The sequence below is a fragment of the Brucella pseudogrignonensis genome (genome assembly GCF_031454375.1).
GTDB lineage: Bacteria > Pseudomonadota > Alphaproteobacteria > Rhizobiales > Rhizobiaceae > Brucella > Brucella pseudogrignonensis_A.
The window spans coordinates 90,685-106,673 of record NZ_JAVDQT010000003.1 but is presented as its reverse complement, the minus strand read 5'-3'; the positions used below and the strand labels follow the sequence as shown (position 1 = coordinate 106,673).

Below are 15,989 nucleotides of genomic sequence, written 5' to 3'. Positions count from 1 at the left end.
GGATAAGCACCAAAGCAACGCCTTATAATACGGAATTTCATTTGACGAGTCTGCCCGATCTTCCCGTCACCCGCATTCTGCCGCAACTTGACGCCGCATTTGCCACCCATGCAAGCGCAGTTCTTGTGGCACCTCCCGGCGCGGGTAAGACGACGCTGGTGCCGCTGCATTTTCTGGATGCCAGCTGGCGCGGCGACGGCATGATTGTGCTGCTCGAACCGCGTCGTCTCGCCGCCCGCGCCGCCGCCCGCCGCATGGCGCAGTTACTTGGTGAAGAGCCGGGCGAAACGGTCGGCTATCGTATGCGTCTTGAAAGCAAGGTCTCGGCGAAGACCAAAATCCTCGTCGTCACCGAGGGCGTTTTCGCACGCATGATCCTCGATGATCCCGATCTCAAGGGTATCGTCGCTGTTCTGTTCGATGAGTTTCACGAGCGTAGCCTTGATGCCGATTTTGGTCTGGCGCTGGCGCTCGATGTGCAGGCCGCTTTGCGCGACGATCTCAAGATTCTCGTCATGTCGGCAACGCTGGATGGTGCGCGTGTGGCCTCACTTTTGGGCGATGCACCCATCATCGAGAGCGAAGGCCGCGCTTATCCTGTCGATATTCGCCACCGCGACCGCAAGCCTGACGAACGCATTGAAGATGCGATGGTGAAAGCCATTCGCGAGGCGCTGACTGACGAAACCGGCAGCATTCTTGCCTTTCTTCCCGGTCAGGGCGAGATTGAACGAACGGCTGACAATCTGGAAAAGTTTCTGCCTGCCAATATTATTCTTGCCCCACTTTATGGCGCGATGGAAGGCCGTGATCAGGATGCGGCAATCAAGCCAACTCCCGCAGGGCATCGCAAGGTGGTGCTGGCGACCTCGATTGCCGAAACCTCCATCACTATCGACGGCGTTCGGGTGGTGATCGATAGCGGCCTTGCCCGCCTGCCAAAATACGAACCCGCCACCGGCCTGACCCGTCTTGAAACCGTGCGTACTTCGCGTGCGAGTGCTGATCAGCGCGCTGGTCGTGCTGGTCGTACCGAACCGGGCATCGCCATCCGGCTCTGGCATCAGGGGCAAACGGCGTCACTCCCTGCTTTTTCTCCGCCCGAAATTTTGGAGGCCGATCTTTCCGGCCTCGTGCTAGATGCGGCTGCATGGAGCGTAACCGATCCGGCAACGCTTTCGCTGCTCGACAAGCCGCCGCTACCTGCGCTTAAAGAAGCCAAGGCATTGCTTAGCCGGCTTGGCGCGCTTGATGATGCTGGACGCCTGACCGCAGATGGTGAGGCCATGCGCTCGCTGGCACTCCCTGCACGCCTTGCGCATATGGTGGCTGAGGCTGGTAAGCGCGGCGAAGCTTTGCGCGCTGCAGAACTCGCCGTTCTTCTGACCGAGCGCGGTCTTGGCGGCAATGAAACCGATCTCGACACGCGCATGTCGCGGTTCCACAATGATCGTTCTGATCGCGCCCAGCGCGCCAAAGGGCTGGCGAAACGTCTGGCTGCAAATGTGCCCAACAAGGGCGAAGCTGCCGGTTCCAGTGTTGGCCGTATGCTGATCGACGCCTATCCCGACCGCATCGCCAAGGCACGCGGCCAAATCGGGCAATTCCTGCTGGCCAATGGCCGTGGCGGTGAAGTCGATCCCGCTATAAGCATGAGCCGTGCGCAATGGCTGGTGGTGGCCGATATGTCGGGCAAAGCAGGCCGTGCTCGCGTTCTTTCTGCGGCTGAAGTCTCAGAAACCGAAATCCGCATTGCTCTTGGCACGAAGATCGAAAGCGGTCGCCAAGTCGTCTATGACGCAGAAAAGAACGCTTTGCGTGCCCGTGAAGCTATTCGCATTGGCGCTATTGCCTTGTCGGAAAGGCCGCTGGCCGCCCCTTCCGGCGTGAGCGCCGATGAAGGCGTGATTGCTGCCGTGCGTGAGCATGGACTGCAAATCCTGCCGTGGGGCAAAGAGGCTGAAATCCTGCGTCGTCGTCTGGGCTGGCTTTATCGGGGGCTTGGCGATCCGTGGCCGTCCATGGATGACGACAATCTCATTGAGCGCCTTGATGACTGGCTTTTGCCATTTCTTACGGGTGAGTCACAACTCAACCGCATCCCGGCGCATGTGTTGAAAAACGGTTTGATGAGCCTTGTGCCGTTCGATATGCAACGCAGCGTCGACAAACTCGCGCCAACACATTTTGAAGTGCCAACCGGCTCCAATATTCCGATCCGTTATGATGCAGAGGAGCCAGTTCTCGCCGTTCGCGTACAGGAGCTGTTCGGCCTTGGTATTCATCCGGCCATTGCCAATGGCAAAGTACCGCTTTTGCTGGAATTGCTTTCTCCAGCTCACCGTCCGATCCAGATCACGCGCGACCTGCCGGGCTTCTGGCAGGGCTCATGGGCCGATGTGCGGACCGATATGCGCGGACGTTATCCGCGCCATGTCTGGCCGGAAGATCCTGCGAATGCGCAAGCTACCAGCCGCGCCAAGCCACGCGGAACCTAAGCATGCAGAACGACGCTCACTTCGTCTTCATCGCGTATGTCGAGATGATTGCGAATGCGCTTATCCGAGATCAACTCCAGACAATCATGCATGTGTGATCCCACACGCCGGAAAACCCAAACTGGCATCGACCTCGACTTGGCGTAAAGCGTGGCTCGCCATGCTTGCCCCATGCCTCGACGCGGCTTGAAAAACTTACGTTGCAGGCTGTTATTTTCAATTCTGTCTTGCGGGATTACTAATGTCGGCGGAATCACCCCGCGATCCAGCGCCTTCAACCTGGTGCGTAGGCTTTTCAGTGCCTCGGGAAATTCCACAATTTGAACATTGAGTGATCCAGCGGCAAATTTTTCCGGCCAATCAACGGGTGAATCGGCCAAATTTTGCTTCCCCGGAATGATCAGCTCGGAATGCCTCCCAAGCCCCGAAGATATCCTCCCCCTGAAGATAACCATGCGTGCCCTCCTACGCGTGTTACAGGTCATCATAAATTATTCACAAAATTGACACAATTTAATCACGCCCATCCTGACGGCAATGTGATTGCGCTCCAAATCCCCGTAAATGCGCGGGTATGGCCTATTGCTTGTTAAGCTGCGACTGGATGACACAGTTCTGCTTGCATGAATATTTGCGCTGTCGCATAAGGGGCCGATGGCGGCTCGCTTTGTCCAGCGCAATGGATATGCATTCTCAACGTAATGCCGTCTTAAAATTTGGTGGGATTTTTGGGAGTGGCCATGCACGCAGAATTCGATAATCGCGCTTCCAATCTCTCACGCAGGCCACGTCTCACCACATTGGTGCGTTTGCGCTGGCTGGCGATTGCCGGACAGACGGCAGCCGTCATGTTCGTGGCGCTTTATCTGCAATTCAGCTTTTCTATCAGCATTTGCCTTGCGCTGATTTCATCCTCCGCATGGCTTAATCTCTATCTGGCATTTAACTTTCCCCATAATCACCGGCTCAATCCGGAAGCGGCAAGTCTGGTGCTTGCCTTTGATATTTTGCAACTCGCAGGCCTGCTTTATCTGACTGGCGGTGTGCAAAATCCTTTCATCATTTTGGTGATTGCGCCGGTCATTATCTCGGCAACATCGCTTTCTGTGCGACACACGCTGGGTCTGGCATTGTTGGCAGTGCTGAGTACATCGTTTCTGATGTTCTATCACCGCCCTCTGCCATGGTATCCGGGTGAGATGCTGGTGCTGCCATTTCTCTTTGTGGCGGGTATCTGGTGTGCGATTGTTTCGGCGCTCGGCTTCACCGGCGTTTATGCCTATCGTATCGCGGAAGAAACTCGCCAGCTGGGTGATGCCTTGACTGCCACCGAACTGATCTTGCAGCGTGAACAGCATTTGACTGCTCTTGATGGGCTTGCTGCAGCCGCGGCCCACGAACTTGGCACGCCGCTTGCCACCATCACGCTGGTGGTTAAGGAAATGCAGCGCACTTACGCTAAAAAGCCGGATAGCGATCCGGCATTGGCAGAAGACATTGCGCTGCTGCAATCACAGGCGGCGCGCTGTCGTGAAATCCTGCAACGTCTGACCAGTCTTTCTTCGGAAAACGAAGAGCATATGTCCCGCTTGCCGTTCTCCTCACTGATCGAAGAGGTGATCGAGCCGCATCGCAACTTTGGTGTCGTGCTTGACGTTTCCAAGCTCGATGGGCCTAAGCCTGAACCTGTTGTGCGACGCAATCCGGGCCTGCTGTACGGCCTTGGTAATCTGATTGAAAACGCCGTCGATTTTGCGCGCAATGAGGTCAACGTGACATGGGGTTGGACGGACACCAATGTGACAGTTCTCATTCAGGATGATGGTGAAGGCTTTAAACCAGAAATTCTTGACCGAATCGGTGAACCTTACATGAGCAGTCGCGATGGCAGTCAGAATGGCGGCGGCGGGCTTGGTCTGGGACTTTTTATCGCAAAAACCTTGCTTGAACGCTCTGGTGCACAGATCAGTTTCAAAAATCGCAAAAATCCCGGTCAGGGAGCCGAGGTAAAGGTGGTTTGGCCACGCTCTGCATTCGCCCTAAGCTAATGAATATGCTGGATAATTCATCTTTGACTATTGAAAGAATTAGCGAGCAGTAACGCCTCCATATAAGTTCATTTTTATTTGGAAAACCTAAAAAAGACTTTGCGAAAACAACAGTTTGCCTTGTTTCTGTTTGTCAATTTTTTGCAAGGATTGCTTCAACAATTCAATGGCTATTTGACTTTTTGACGCAGGGGTATCAATAAAGGAACAAAAATACAGGCAGGAAGCACCCCATGGAAGACTTGAAGCAGGAAGACACCGAAGCCATTGGCAACGATCCAACCCTTCTTCTGGTTGATGACGATAAGCCTTTCTTGCAGCGCCTTGCCCGCGCCATGGAAGGCCGGGGCTTTCAGGTGACAACTGCGGAATCCGTTGAGGAAGGCATTGCTGCAGCAAAAGCTGCGGCACCTGCTTATGCTGTGGTTGATATGCGCCTTGGTGATGGAAACGGCCTTGATGTAATCGAAGCCATCCGCACCCGCCGTACTGATACCCGTGCGATTGTACTCACCGGCTATGGAAATATTGCGACGGCTGTGAACGCTGTAAAGCTTGGCGCGATTGATTATCTGTCCAAGCCAGCTGATGCGGATGAAGTTTTTGCAGCACTTACCCGTCGCCCGGGTGAGAAGATTGCACCGCCGGAAAACCCAATGTCTGCCGACCGGGTTCGCTGGGAACATATTCAACGCGTTTATGAAATGTGCGAGCGCAACGTTTCTGAGACCGCGCGTCGTCTCAATATGCACCGCCGTACGTTGCAGCGCATTCTCGCAAAGCGCGCGCCGCGCTAATCAATGTCTGTCTCAGGGACATCGAGCCCTGCGAGTTCGGCAATTGTCAGTCGTGCCGCACTTGATCGCGCAAAGCGCAAAATCAGCGCTTTGCGGGTAGCGCCCGGCAGTTTGTGCTCCGGTGCATCACGCAGGATTTCCGCGCCATATCCATCCGATAAAATAAATCCGCAGTCTTCTGGAAATATTTCGCTTGGTACGCTCGGATGCGTCGCAAAAAACAGACGATCGCAATAAGCGCGATAGTCTGGCCATTTACGATCGGCCTTCCAGTCCTCAATGGACGACTTGATTTCGACGATCCAGATTTCGCCTTTGCGGTTAACCGCTATTAGATCTGCGCGCCTGCCCGAAGCGAGTGATAATTCCGGCAACGTTGCCAGTCCCATTTCCAAAAAAAGACGCTGAACACCGCGCCGAACGAGCATGGCATTTTCGGATTGGCGTCCATCGGAAAGTGGGTGTGTTTTGTTGGGAATCACGATTGGCATAAGTGCATTTTGCGCGTGAAAAACGTCCAAAACAATTGAAAAACACTCAAAAACCAGCGGCAAACCTAGCGCAAGATTGTGAAACCAATGGCGAGATTATGGCTAAATAATGAATTTTCAATTTACGGTTAACGCTTGGTTAACGATACTCCCTCATCTTTGCGTATGAATGAGCGATTCGCTCCTGATGATGGTCTATTCAATCTGGGGAATTTTCATGAAGTCTCGCGTCTTGCAGCTGACCGCAGCCCTTCTTCTTGGTGGCGCCCTCACGGGCTGCTCCACAGTCGGCGGCACTTTCTACACCGCGTCTTATTCTTCGGTCAGCGACGCTGGCTACACCATTCCAGCTATTCCGAATGAGAAGATCCCGCAGCAATATCGCCGACAGATCGTGAGCTATCAGACCACTGAAGCGCCCGGCACGATCATCGTCGAAACCGGCGAAAAGTTCCTTTATCTGGTACAGCCAAATGGCAAAGCAATGCGCTATGGTATCGGCGTTGGTCGTGAAGGTTTCGGCTGGAATGGGACTGCACGCGTTGCGATGAAGCGTGAATGGCCGACATGGACACCGCCTGCACCAATGATCAAGCGTCAGCCAGAACTGGCGAAATATCGCAATGGTATGGGACCGGGCCTCAAGAATCCTTTGGGTGCACGCGCGCTTTATCTTTACAACAAGGGCGGCGACACCGGCTATCGCATTCATGGAACACCAGAATGGTGGTCGATTGGCAAAGCCATGTCTTCGGGGTGCGTTCGCATGATGAATCAGGATATCATTGATCTTTATGAGCGTACCGAGCAGGGCGCCAAGGTTATCGTCCGATAACAGCAGATATGAAAAAGGCCGCTGAAAAGCGGCCTTTTTATTGCGATTTCTATAAGATCAGATCTGCTCGACCTGCTGAACTTCCGGCACAAAATGGCGCAGAAGGTTTTGAATGCCGTGCTTGAGTGTCGCGGTGGATGATGGGCAGCCAGAGCAGGCACCCTTCATGTGAAGAAACACAGTGCCGTTTTCAAAACCGCGGAAGGTGATGTCGCCACCGTCCTGCGCCACAGCTGGGCGGACGCGGGTTTCAATCAGTTCCTTGATCGTATCAACGATTTCAGTGTCGGCTTTGTCGAAGAACTCTTCTTCGTCATCAGCCTTTGCAGCATCAACGCCAGCATTGCCTGCCATGACAGGTGCGCCCGACATGAAATGTTCCATGATCGTGCCGAGGATAGCAGGCTTCAGGTGCTGCCATTCGCCATCTTCTTTGGTTACTGTGATAAAATCAAAGCCAAAGAAAACGCCGGTTACGCCCGGAACGGCAAACAGTTTAGCCGCTAGCGGCGATGTATTACCGGCACTTGCCGCATCGCGAAAATCCGCTGTGCCTTCAGGCATAACGACCTTGCCGGGCAGGAACTTGAGAGTTGCCGGGTTTGGCGTGGTCTCGGTCTGGATGAACATGTCCGTTCTCCGCTTTCAATATCAGAGGCTTTTCGTAAGCATGGATGCGCGTTTAAGCAAGCCTCATCTCAAAGGGCGCATGCGCGTTACGATCAATATAGGGTGATTATGTCACCGCATCAATGTCTTCATCTGAAAGACCTGCCGGAATGACGGTCACCGGAATCTGGAACTGTGCGCGGTTGGCCAGAGACTGCACAAGAGGTCCGGGGCCTTCGTTGCCCGAACCTGCCGCCAGAACGAGAATAGCAATATCCTGATCTTCCTCAATCAGGCTCGGTAGCTCTTCTGTAATCCGGCCTTCACGAATAATGAGTTCCGGTTCAATGCCCTGTTCTTCGCGCACTTTCGCGGCGAATTTTTCTAGCGTTGAACGCGCTCGCTCTTCGGCTTCTGCACGCATGATCTCACCAACACCTAAGATTTGCTGGAAATCTGAATTGTCGATGACGAAGAGCATGACAAGCGCACCGTTTGAATTTTTTGCGCGGCGCGATGCATAGGCAACGGCACGCCCGCATTCGGGCGTCTCGTCGATAACAGCAAGAAACTTGCGTCGGTGGCCGGTTTCCCGGCTAAGTCGTTTGGATACCATGGCGATAATGTGGCATTGCAAAGCGCCACCCGCAAGCGGGTAGCGCCGTAATATTTGGCAGGATCAGTCCTGCAGCCAGCCGATAATATCGCGAACATGGCGCATATTGGTTTCGGCAATCGCACCTGCACGTTCGCCGCCATCCTTCAAAACGCTGTCGATATAGGCAGAATCTGCCACCAGACGACGCATTTCATGGGTGATTGGCGAGAGTTTCGCGACTGCCAGATCGGCAAGCGAAGTCTTGAATTCGGAGAACTGACGTCCGCCAAATTCAGCCAGAATGTCTTCTTTCGACTTCGACGAAAGCGCTGCATAGATGCCGACGAGATTGTCGGCTTCCGGGCGACCTGTGAGGCCATCAAGTTCCGTTGGCAGACCGTCCGAATCGGTTTTCGCCTTGCGGATCTTCTTGTTGATGGTGTCTTCGTCATCAATCAGATTGATGCGCGACAGATCAGAAGGGTCGGATTTCGACATTTTCTTGGTGCCGTCACGCAGCGACATGATGCGCATGGCAGGACCTGAAATCATAGGTTCGGTCAGCGGGAAGAAGCCGGAAACCTGTTCGTCGCCCACCTGCATATCCACACCGATGCCAAGCGAAGCAATGCGGTCGGAATAGTCATTGTTAAACTTCTGCGCGATGTCGCGGGTCAGTTCCAGATGCTGCTTCTGGTCTTCACCCACAGGCACATGGGTTGCGCGATAAAGCAAAATGTCGGCAGCCATCAAGCTTGGATAAGCAAAGAGACCAAGCGATGCATTTTCGCGGTCCTTGCCAGCCTTGTCCTTGAACTGCGTCATGCGGCTCATCCAGCCCATGCGCGCAACGCAGTTGAACACCCAGGCAAGCTCGGCATGCTGACGCACGCGGCTCTGGTTGAACACGATGCTACGCTTTGGATCAATGCCAGCAGCCAGGAACGCGGCTGTCACTTCGCGGGTTGACTGGATCAGTTCAGCAGGATCAGGCGAAACGGTGAGCGCATGCATATCGACAACGCAATAAATGCACTCCTGCGTCTCCTGCACCTCGACCCACCGCTTAATGGCACCCAGATAATTGCCAAGGTGAAGGTTTCCGGTCGGTTGAACGCCGGAGAAGACAAGCGGTTTGAACGTGCTCATAATGTTATCCTGATGTTGGCCTTCGCCGGTGGAGAGCGAAGGGCACTAATTTTGATGCGGTGTTTTCGCAGAGCTGCTAGCACCTTTCAAGGGTAATTATATTTCGCTCTCCGGCTCTTTCTTGGCCGCACCGCGTTTGATGCCACGACGGATCATCGCGGTATTCGCACCACCAAGCCCGAATGCCAGCGCAAAATAGACGACCATCGCTGCTATAACCATGGCCGCAAGAGTTCCGGCGCGTATACCAAATGACGATGCTGACGAAAGCTCATGCGCAAAATAGCCAATGGCAAAATGAATGCCGGCAGCCATAATTGCGGCTGCGATTAGCAGGCGAGGAATACGAGTGAGCAGCGGAATATCATTGCCCCAATGTCCGCGCTTTATCAGCATTGCAAAGAGCAGTACCGCATTGATCCAGCCCGCTGTGATTTCTGCAATTGCGATGCCGGTCGGTCCCATACGCGGAAACAGGGTGAGGGCCAGTGTTATATTCACTGCAACCGAAATGGCAGCAAAGATCATTGGTGTGCGGGTGTCTTCACGCGCAAAAAAGCCCGGAAGGAAAGCTTTTATCAGCACATAAGCTGGCAAGCCGATGCCGTAAATTGCCAGAATGCTGGAGACAACGAGCGTTGATTCTGCGCTGAACTGCCCGCGTTCAAACAGTAGTCGAACAATCGGCTCCGACATGACCAGAAGGGCAGCCGCAGCCGGAAGTGTGAGAAACAGCGTGAACTCGACCGAGCGGTTTTGCAGGTTCGATGCTTCTTTCATATGTCCGCCGCGCAAGGCACGCGAGAGTTCCGGCAGAAGCACGGTCGCGACCGCAATCCCCACCACGCCAAGCGGCAGCTGGTAAATGCGGTCGGCATAAACGAGCGAGGAAACTGCGCCCTCCATGCCCGAGGCGATATTGGTGTTGATCAGCAGATTGATCTGCGTGATGCCGCCGGTGATTGCGGCTGGAAATGCCAGAACGAGCAGACGTTTGACGCCGGGGGTCAGACGTGGGCGGCGGAAGCCGATTTTAATGCCTGCAACGCGCACGTCGATCCAGACGATAGCAAGCTGCACCAAACCTGCGGCCATTACACCCCATGACAGCGCATAGCCGACGGCCAACGCGTCATATCTTTGCCACCAGCTGAAGGCGAGAACTGCAATGAGGATGATGTTGAGAAAGACTGGCGCTACTGCTGCTGCAAAATAGCGATGCAGAGAATTGAGCATTCCCGCCATCATTGATGCCAGCGACATACAGGCAAGATAGGGGAACATGATCACGGCGAGCCGCACCGTATTGTCAAATTTCACCGGATCATCGGTGAAGCCCGGCGCAATGACGGTTCGCACGATAAACGGCATGGAGAGTTCCATGGCAATCGTAATGAACATCAGCACAGTGAAGAGTACGCCGAACACTTCTTCCGAAAAGCGGCGTGCGCCGTCCATACCGTTCTTCTCGATCTCTTTTGAAAATAGAGGCACGAAGGCAGTATTGAACGCACCTTCGGCAAACAGTCTGCGGAACGTGTTTGGAAAGCGGAACGCCGCATTGAACGCATCCGCAACTGGACCTGTACCGAGTGCTGCCGCCATAAACATTTCTCGCGTGAAACCGAAAATGCGGCTCATCAGCGTGCCAGATGCAACGGTTGCGAACTTTTTGACCAAACTCATTCGATTGAAATACCTATATTATGCTGCTGCGCGGCCATTGGTCTTAGCGGTATTTTCTCCGCTAAGGACGGCTGTAAGTTTGCGCCTGATATTACCCTGACGTGTCGCGTTTGAAATCTTATGCCCGACCAGATCGGTGACATAGAAACTGTCGATCACCTTTTCGCCGAAAGTCGTGATATGCGCCGAAGCAATATCCAGTGACAAGTCAGAAATAAGGCCGGTCAATTCTGACAAAAGGCCCGGGCGATCAAGCCCTTCCACTTCAATGACAGTGAACTTATCGGATAGCGTGTTGTTGATTTCAACGCGCGGCTCAACCTTGAAAGCCTTTGCGCCGCGCTTGGGCTTGGTGCGCTTGGCAAGAACATCCGGCAGATGCGCTTTGCCCGATAGCACATCCTCGATCACCTTGCCCACACGTTCGGCACGGCGGCGCTCGTCTTCGTCGGTGTCAAATTCGCGGCTGATCAGAATTGTATCCAGCGCGCGCCCATCGCCCGTGGTGAAAATCTGCGCATCGACAATGTTACCGCCAGCGGCAGCACATGCACCGGTGATGATCGACAAAAGGCGCGGATGATCGGGCGCAAGCACGGTAATTTCCGTGACGGCTTCAAATGTATGCGGCTTGGCCATGGTTGCCAACGCACGACCATTGCGGTCTGCTTCGCGGATGAAATGAGCATGGCGCACCTGATCCTCAAGACTGACCGTGAGGAAATAATTGGTGTAATGCAGGCCAAGATAGGCATCGCGCTCAGCCTCTGGCCAGTCGCTCAGCTTTTCGCCCAACGCAGCGCGGCCCTGCCGGTCGCGATCAGCACGGGGCAGTTTCGAGAAGCCACCCGTGAGAACCAGCTCGGTTTCATAGAAAAGTGTGCGCAGAAGCTGGCCTTTCCAGCCATTCCATACGCCGGGGCCAACGCCTTTAATGTCGCATACGGTCAGGATCAGCAGCAGCTTGAGCCGTTCCATGGTCTGCACGGTGTCGGCAAAATCGACGATGGTTTTGCGGTCGTTGAGATCGCGCGACTGCGCAACCATGCTCATGGTCAGATGCTCACGCACCAGCCATTCGACGGTTTCAGTCTCGGATGGCGACAGCCCGAAACGCGGGCAGAGCTTTTTGGCAATACGTGCGCCTGCAATCGAATGATCTTCCGGGCGACCTTTGGCAATGTCATGTAAAAGCATGGCCACATAAAGCAGATTGCGATCGCGCTTGATCGAATTGACCAAATGATTGGCAAGCGGATGCTCATTTTCCAAATCGCCATGCTCAATCTCGGAGAGCACCGCAATACAGCGCAGAAGGTGCTCGTCGACTGTATAATGATGATACATATTGAACTGCATCATCGCGACGATCTTGCCGAAATCGGGGATGAACTTGCCCAGAACACCCGATTCATTCATGCGTCTGAGAATGAGTTCCGGATTGCGCGGCGAGGTCAGTACTTCCAGAAACAGCTTGTTGGCTTCCGGGTTCTCGCGTAGTTCCGAATTGATGAGTTTCAGCGAGCGGGTGAGCTGCTGCATCACATCAGGATGAAACTCCAGCCCCAGCTTATCAGCGAGCTGGAAAACGCGAATGATATTGACCGGATCGCGCTTGAACACATCGGCATCAGCAATGTTAATACGATGATTTTCAGAGATGAAATCAGTGCTACCCGCAAGTTTGCGCTTGCGGTTGGAGAAGGTGAGAAAGATACGATTGAAGCCAGGCACATGCTTGGCCTGCTCTTCTTCCAATGCCGCACAGAGAATGCGTGTCAGATCGCCCACGTCTTTTGCCACGAGGAAGTAATGCTTCATGAAGCGTTCGACATAGTTCTGGCCGGGGTGGGCGGTGTAACCCAGACGCTGGGCGATTTCCGGCTGAATATCGAAGGACAAGCGCTCTTCGGCTTTCAGCGTTGCAAAATGCATGTGGCAGCGTACAGCCCAGAGAAAATCTTCAGCCTTGTTGAAAAGCCTCAGCTCCGCGCGTGACAACACGCCAAGCTTGACGAGCTCTTCCTTGCTTTTGACGCGATAAAAATATTTGGCAATCCAGAACAGCGTATGCAGATCGCGCTGGCCGCCTTTGCCTTCCTTGACATTTGGCTCGACCAGATAGCGCGTTTCGCCTGCCTTTTTGTGGCGGTTATCGCGCTCGGCAAGCTTGGCTTGAATGAATTCAGGGCCGGTATTTTTGACCACTTCTTCGTCAAAGCGCGTAACCAGCGAATTAAACAGATCACGATTGCCGATGATAAAACGCGCATCGAGAATGGCGGTGCGGATCGTCATGTCTTCGCGCGAAAGGCGGATGCATTCGTCGATATTGCGTGTGGAATGGCCGACTTTCAGCCCCATATCCCAAAGCATATAGAGCATATATTCGGCGACTTGTTCGCCCCATGGGGTCTGCTTATAGGGCAGCAAAAACAAGAGGTCGATGTCAGAGCCGGGAGCCAATCCGCCGCGACCATAGCCGCCGACAGCAACAATCGCCATGTTCTCAGCTTTGGATGGATTGAGCGCCGGATAGACTTTTGTGCTGGCAAATTCAAAAAGAGCGCTGATCAGCGTGTCCATGAGATACGAGAGACGACGCGCGCAAAGCGTACCGCCGCCATCTTTCATCAGCATGTTTTCGGCAACACCCCGACCGCGCACGAGCGCATCTTTTAGCGCATGCAAGACGACCTTGCGAACAGGCAGGCTCGTATAGCTTTCGTCGGCTGAATCCGCGAGCTCATTGATCTTGCGACGCAGTGTTTCGGGATTGACGATTTCTTCAAGCTTCAGGTCGTGTGCGCTCATGCGGCTTGTATGTCCGGCGTTTTGGGAGGGAACTGACGGAACTATCCTATAGCCGGTTTTAAATTGTATGAATATTCAAAAGAAAAGGCCGGGCATCGCCCGGCCTTTATCCAATTTTCATTCGTCTTTTCAGTTACCGGCATTATAGGCAGCGATTGCCGCCATATTGACGATGTCGGTATCTTTCGCACCAATGCTGACGATCTGTGCTGGTTTATCGAGACCAACGAGCAGCGGCCCGATAATGGTCGCGCCGCCCAGTTCCTGAAGCATGTTGGCTGCAATCGATGCCGAGTGATTATCCGGCGTGACGATGACATTGGCCGGACCCGACAGGCGAATGAACGGATAGCGTTCCATCAGCTTCGGGTTCAGCGCTACGTCTGCGCTCATTTCGCCGTCGAACTCGAAATCGACGTGACGGGTGTTGAGAATGCGAACGGCTTCCTGAATACGCGCGGAGCTTTCACCGCCCATATGACCGAATGTCGAGAACGCGGTGAGTGCCACGCGTGGCACATAGCCCATGCGACGCGCCATTCCTGCGGCTTCAACAGCAATATCGGCAAGCTCTTCGGCTGTTGGCTTTTCGTGAACGGCGGTATCGGCGATGAAGACAGTGCGGCCACGGCAAAGCGCAATGGACACACCAACCAGACGATGGCCCGGCTTTGAATCTATCACGCGGCGCACATCTTCGAGGCCAGTTGCGTAGTTACGGGTGATGCCCGTTACCATGCCATCCGCATCGCCAAGTGCAACCATACAAGCCGCAAAATGATTGCGGTCATTGTTGATCAGGCGATGGCAATCGCGTGTCAGATAGCCTTTGCGCTGAAGCTTCTCATAGAGATAGTCGGCATAGGCCGCATTGCGGCTAGACAGACGCGCATTGATGATTTCAATGCCCGGACGGTTGAGATCAAGACCCGCTTCCTTGGCAGTTTCTGCAACACGCTCTTCGCGGCCAACCAGAATGGCAGTGCCAAGGCCTTGATTAACATAGGAAACAGCGGCGCGCATTGTTGGCTCTTCTTCACCTTCGGCAAAGACGATGCGCTTTGGCTGACGGCGCACGCGCTCATAAATTCCGCGCAATGTCGAAGCAATCGGATCACGACGCGCAAGCAGTTCCTGCTTATAGCCTTCAATGTCTTCGATAGCGCGACCGGCAACGCCAGTTTCAATGGCGGCTTTTGCGACAGCCGCCGAAACGGTGGCCAGCAAACGCGGATCGAACGGGACAGGAATGATATATTGTGGGCCAAAACGCGGGCGGCTGCCCTGATAGGCGGCAACCACATCGTCCGGTACGTCTTCACGCGCCAGTTCCGCAATCGCGTAAACCGCTGCAATCTTCATCTCGTCATTGATCGTGGTTGCACGCACGTCGAGTGCGCCACGGAAAATATACGGGAAGCCGAGAACATTGTTGACCTGGTTTGGATAGTCCGAGCGGCCTGTGGCGACAATGGCATCGTCGCGCACTTCGGCCACGTCTTCCGGGGTTACTTCCGGGTCCGGATTGGCCATGGCGAAGATGATCGGATTTGGCGCCATCGAACGCACCATTTCCTTGGTCAGGGCACCCTTTGCCGAAACACCGAAGAAGATGTCGGCGTCTTTCATCGCGTCCTCAAGCGTGCGCTTGGACGTCTTGATGGCGTGGGCCGACTTCCACTGGTTCATGCCTTCTTCACGGCCCTGATAAACGACGCCCTTGGTGTCGCAGAGCGTGACGTTTTCAGAAGGGAAACCAATCGCCTTGATGAGTTCGATACAGGCAATGCCTGCGGAGCCAGCGCCATTACAGACGAGCTTGGTATTCTTGATGTCGCGGCCCGTCAAAAGCAGCGCATTGATCATGCCTGCTGCGGCGATGATGGCTGTGCCGTGCTGGTCATCGTGGAAAACAGGAATATCCATCACCTCGCGCAAGCGCTGTTCGATGATGAAGCAATCCGGTGCTTTAATGTCTTCGAGATTGATGCCGCCGAAGGATGGTCCGAGATAGCGCACGGCATTGATAAATTCATCAATGTTCGTGGTATCGACTTCCAAATCGATGGAATCCACATCCGCAAAGCGCTTGAAGAGGACGGCCTTGCCTTCCATCACAGGTTTTGAAGCCAGCGCACCGAGATTGCCAAGGCCGAGAATGGCGGTGCCGTTGGAGATGACCGCAACCAGATTGCCCTTGGCCGTATAATCATAGGCGGTGGCAGGGTTTTCGGCGATTGCTTTGACTGGTACTGCGACACCCGGCGAATAGGCCAGTGACAGGTCGCGCTGTGTCATCATCGGCTTGGTGGGATTGATTTCCAGCTTTCCCGGACGGCCATGCGCGTGAAAGTCGAGCGCTTCCTTCTCACTGGCTGTGGGTGTGCGTTCTGGCGTGTTGCCCTTCGGCGTCGAGACTGGCATGTTCCCTCCGGTTTCTTCTGCGGGACGAATTCGATAGCGT

General features: G+C 54.3%; 12 protein-coding genes. 4 read left to right on the top strand and 8 right to left on the bottom strand.

Features of this window, described 5'->3' with window-relative positions; all coding sequences use genetic code 11:
* Positions 1–41: 41 nt before the first annotated feature.
* Positions 42–2,498 carry an ATP-dependent helicase HrpB gene (gene hrpB / locus J2782_RS11365; protein ID WP_310012527.1) on the top strand — a complete coding sequence of 819 codons (2,457 nt, stop codon included), beginning with the start codon at positions 42–44 and terminating at the stop codon, positions 2,496–2,498.
* On the opposite strand, the gene J2782_RS11360 is transcribed toward hrpB, so the two are convergent.
* On the bottom strand, positions 2,495–2,878 hold the full coding sequence (locus J2782_RS11360) for a hypothetical protein (protein ID WP_310012523.1): 384 nt from the start codon (positions 2,876–2,878) through the stop codon (positions 2,495–2,497). The two genes, hrpB and J2782_RS11360, sit on opposite strands and share 4 nt — an antisense overlap.
* 360 nt (positions 2,879–3,238) lie before the next feature.
* Between J2782_RS11360 and J2782_RS11355 the strand changes: the two genes are divergently transcribed.
* Positions 3,239–4,546: an ActS/PrrB/RegB family redox-sensitive histidine kinase gene (locus tag J2782_RS11355; RefSeq protein WP_310012519.1), complete on the top strand. Its 1,308-nt coding sequence runs from the start codon at positions 3,239–3,241 to the stop codon at positions 4,544–4,546.
* 233 nt (positions 4,547–4,779) lie between these two features.
* Positions 4,780–5,343, top strand: a complete 564-nt coding sequence (gene regA / locus J2782_RS11350; protein ID WP_250039154.1) for a global response regulator transcription factor RegA — start codon at positions 4,780–4,782, stop codon at positions 5,341–5,343.
* On the opposite strand, the gene J2782_RS11345 is transcribed toward regA, so the two are convergent.
* Positions 5,340–5,834, bottom strand: coding sequence for an MmcB family DNA repair protein (locus J2782_RS11345; RefSeq protein WP_310012517.1), 495 nt, complete (start codon positions 5,832–5,834; stop codon positions 5,340–5,342). The genes regA and J2782_RS11345 overlap by 4 nt on opposite strands.
* Positions 5,835–6,051: 217 nt before the next feature.
* Between J2782_RS11345 and J2782_RS11340 the strand changes: the two genes are divergently transcribed.
* Positions 6,052–6,669 (top strand): L,D-transpeptidase, encoded by a 618-nt coding sequence (locus J2782_RS11340; RefSeq protein WP_250039452.1) that lies wholly within the window; start codon positions 6,052–6,054, stop codon positions 6,667–6,669.
* 57 nt (positions 6,670–6,726) lie between these two features.
* Here J2782_RS11340 and J2782_RS11335 read toward each other — a convergent pair whose 3' ends face one another.
* The 6 genes from J2782_RS11335 to J2782_RS11310 all read right to left on the bottom strand — a co-directional run bounded on the left by J2782_RS11335 (position 6,727) and on the right by J2782_RS11310 (position 15,949).
* The gene (locus J2782_RS11335; RefSeq protein ID WP_310012514.1) at positions 6,727–7,299 is read right to left on the bottom strand and encodes a NifU family protein; all 573 of its coding nucleotides are present in this window, start codon (positions 7,297–7,299) and stop codon (positions 6,727–6,729) included.
* A 106-nt stretch (positions 7,300–7,405) separates the two neighbouring features.
* On the bottom strand, positions 7,406–7,894 hold the full coding sequence (locus J2782_RS11330) for a universal stress protein (protein WP_250039451.1): 489 nt from the start codon (positions 7,892–7,894) through the stop codon (positions 7,406–7,408).
* Between the two features lie 63 nt (positions 7,895–7,957).
* Positions 7,958–9,025 (bottom strand): tryptophan--tRNA ligase, encoded by a 1,068-nt coding sequence (trpS, locus tag J2782_RS11325; RefSeq protein WP_310012510.1) that lies wholly within the window; start codon positions 9,023–9,025, stop codon positions 7,958–7,960.
* A gap of 96 nt (positions 9,026–9,121) precedes the next feature.
* Positions 9,122–10,711, bottom strand: a complete 1,590-nt coding sequence (murJ, locus tag J2782_RS11320) for a murein biosynthesis integral membrane protein MurJ (protein ID WP_310012507.1) — start codon at positions 10,709–10,711, stop codon at positions 9,122–9,124.
* A gap of 18 nt (positions 10,712–10,729) precedes the next feature.
* Complete coding sequence (locus J2782_RS11315) at positions 10,730–13,525, bottom strand: [protein-PII] uridylyltransferase (protein ID WP_310012500.1); 2,796 nt, start codon at positions 13,523–13,525, stop codon at positions 10,730–10,732.
* A 129-nt stretch (positions 13,526–13,654) separates the two neighbouring features.
* Positions 13,655–15,949 (bottom strand): NADP-dependent malic enzyme, encoded by a 2,295-nt coding sequence (locus tag J2782_RS11310; protein WP_310012497.1) that lies wholly within the window; start codon positions 15,947–15,949, stop codon positions 13,655–13,657.
* Positions 15,950–15,989 lie beyond the last annotated feature (40 nt).